2 protein-coding genes are annotated in these 3,058 nt (G+C 58.5%); both read left to right on the forward strand.

Translation table 11 applies throughout. The annotated features are described in order from the left end of the window. Positions 1–1,751, forward strand: a 1,751-nt coding sequence (locus PsAD37_RS16920) for a type I secretion system permease/ATPase (protein WP_063297161.1), incomplete at its 5' end; no start/stop codon positions are given. After that, positions 1,744–3,058: HlyD family type I secretion periplasmic adaptor subunit (locus PsAD37_RS16925; protein ID WP_063292891.1), on the forward strand; the 1,315-nt coding region annotated here is incomplete at its 3' end. The genes PsAD37_RS16920 and PsAD37_RS16925, both read left to right, overlap by 8 nt.

The raw sequence follows: 3,058 nt of genomic DNA on the forward strand, positions 1-3,058 counted from the left end.
CTGAGGCGTTTGCGGCGTCTCGGTCCGGGTATGCGGGCGTTGGGGTCTTGAGTCTGGTCATCAACCTGTTGATGCTGACAGGTCCGATGTTCATGCTGCAGATCTATGATCGCGTGCTCGCCAGTCACAGCGTGCCAACACTGGTGATCATCGCCAGCTTCGCCGGTATCCTCTATCTGTTCTTCGCCCTGCTGGAAGGCATCCGTGCCCGTGGCCTGTCGCGTATTTCTCAGGAAATTGATGCCCGTCTGTCGCGAACCGCGTTTCTTGCCAACCTGCGCGTGCCACTGCGCATGGGCAACAGCGGCAAAAACGTAGACCCGATCCGCGATCTGGAGACCATGCGCCAGTTCTGGGGTGGTCAGGGTCCAGCCGCGCTCTTTGATATTCCATGGATGCCGATCTATCTGGGTCTGGTGTTCGTGCTTCATTTCTGGCTTGGCATGCTGGCACTGGCCGGTGCGGTCATCATTCTGTCTCTTGTGCTTGCCAACGAGTTCATGAGCCGCGATCCCTCCAAAGAGCTGGCCTCGCAAAACGCACAGCGCAGCAACACCCGCTCTGGTGCACGGCGCAACGCAGAAGTGGTGCGCGCCCTTGGCATGAGCTCCACGCTTACCAACAAGTGGGATGAAGCCAACGCCCGCTTTTATGATGCCCAGACCAAAGCTGGCGACCGCGCCTCGCTGTTCGCCACCGCCATCAAAGCCTTCCGCTTCCTGCTTGGTTCTGCTGTTCTGGCTGTGGGTGCATGGCTTGCGATCCTTCAGGAAGTCTCTCCTGGTGTTATGATCGCAGCCTCCATCATCACCTCTCGTGCTCTGTCTCCTGTTGAGCAGGCTGTTGGCCAGTGGCGCGTGTTCATCGCCGCCCGTCAGGCCCGCACCCGTCTGGAAAAATCGCTGGAAGGCCTGGACGAGACCCCGCCAGAAACCGAGCTGCCGCTGCCAAGCAAAAGCCTCAATGTACAGCAGATCGCAACAGCCCCTCCGGGTGCACGCGCTGTCACGCTGGCTGGCGTCAACTTTGAGCTCAAAGCAGGCGATGGCATGGGCGTTATCGGCCCGTCCGGGTCCGGTAAAACCAGTCTGGTCCGTGCGCTTGTGGGTGTCTGGCCTATCCTGCGCGGTGCCGTTCGTCTGGATGGCGCTGAGATGAGCCAATGGTCGGAAGACCGTCTGGGCACAGCAGTTGGCTACCTGCCACAGGATGTGGAACTGTTTGACGGCACCATTGCCGAAAACATCTCCCGCTTTGCAGCAGAACGTGATGACGAGAAGATTTTGGAAGCCGCCCAGCTCGCCCATGTACATGAGCTGGTCACCAGTCTGACTGATGGTTATGACACGCAGGTTGGCGAAGGTGGGGCCTTGCTTTCTGCCGGACAGCGTCAGCGTGTGGGTCTGGCCCGTGCGCTTTATGACAGCCCGTTCCTGATCGTGCTTGATGAGCCGAACTCCAATCTGGATTCAGAGGGCGAAGCTGCGTTAACCCGCGCCATCAAATTGATGCGTGAGACCGGCAGCATTGTCATTGTCGTTGCCCACCGTCCAAGCGCGATCTCAGCTGTTGATCTGCTGCTTGTTGTGAAGGATGGCCAGCAGGCCGCCTTTGGCCCGAAAGACGAAGTCCTGCCAAAAATCAGCGCCCCTGCTGGTGTGCCAGCACCCGGTGCGGTTCCAGCCCCCGGCGCACAACCAGCACCAGCTGCTGCAAAAACAGGACCATTGAGCGTGGTGCCACATGCCTGAGCAAACAACACTTTCCACCATTCAGACCTCTCGTAAGAAACACATGCGCTGGGGCCTCGTCCTTGTGGGCGTTCTTGTGCTCGGCCTTGGCGGCTGGTCCTCCGTTGCCAAGATCAACAGCGCTGTGATCACCTCCGGCTCCATCGCTGTCGATGGGCAGGCCAAGAAAGTGCAGCATCAGGAAGGCGGCATTGTTGGCGAAATCCTTGTCAAAGATGGCGATGAGGTCAAAGCCGGTGATGTGCTGTTCCGCCTTGATGAGACCGTGGTGAAAGCCAATCTGGCCATCACCCGCAAGCGTCTTCACCAGATGCAGGCTCAGGAAGCCCGCCTTTCTGCCGAATGGCGCAATGACGCTCAGGTCACCTTCCCGGAAGTTCTGGTTGAGCTGGCAAAGACCGACAAGATTGCTGCCACTGCTCTGGATGGTGAGCAAGCTCTCTTTGCTGCCCGTCAGCAAGGCATCAAAGGCCGCAAGAAACAGCTTGGCGAGCAGATTGCTCAGCTGGAGCAGCAGATTGAAGGCCTGCAGGTGCAGCGCGATGCCAAGGCCGAAAGCATTGATCTTGTCACGCAGCAACTCGCCGACTTTGCTTCTCTTCTGGAAAAGCGCCTGATCAACGCCTCTCAGGTCACCGCCATCAAGCGGGAACGGGCCGAGCTGGTTGGTGATCGTGGCGGGCTGATCTCTCAGGTCGCTCAGACCAAGGAAGCCATCAGCGAAAAGCGCGTGCAGATCCTGCAGCTTGACGAAGAGTTTTTAGAAAAAGTTCTGTCTGATCTGCAAAACATCCGCTCACAGATTGCCGAGCTGGAAGAGCAGGAAGTGGCAGCGCAGGACCGCCTCAAGCGCATTGACATCCGCGCCCCGCAATCCGGTTATGTGCATCAGCTCAACGTTCATACCGTTGGCGGCGTAATCGCACCGGGTGACACACTCATGCTGGTAGTGCCGGAAGACAGTGATCTGGTGATTGAAAGTCGTGTTCAACCGGTCGATGTGGATCAGCTGCAAGTGGGACAGGACGCTTATGTGCGCCTTGCTGCTTTCGACCAGCGCACCACACCTGAGCTGGGCGCAGCCGTGCTCAACGTTTCCCCGGACCTGACCCGCGATGAGGTCACCGGCGAGCCGTTCTATCTGGCACGCCTGAAGATTCTGGAAAGCGAAATGCCAAAGCTGAACGGCCAGACCCTCGTGCCGGGCATGCCCGTCGAAGGCTTCATCCAAACCGGCGAACGCACCGTCCTCTCCTACTTCATAAAACCCATGCAAGACCAAATCGCCCATGCGCTCAAGGAGAAGT

It is taken from the genome of Pseudovibrio sp. Ad37 (assembly GCF_001623075.1).
Taxonomy (GTDB): Bacteria; Pseudomonadota; Alphaproteobacteria; order Rhizobiales; family Stappiaceae; genus Pseudovibrio.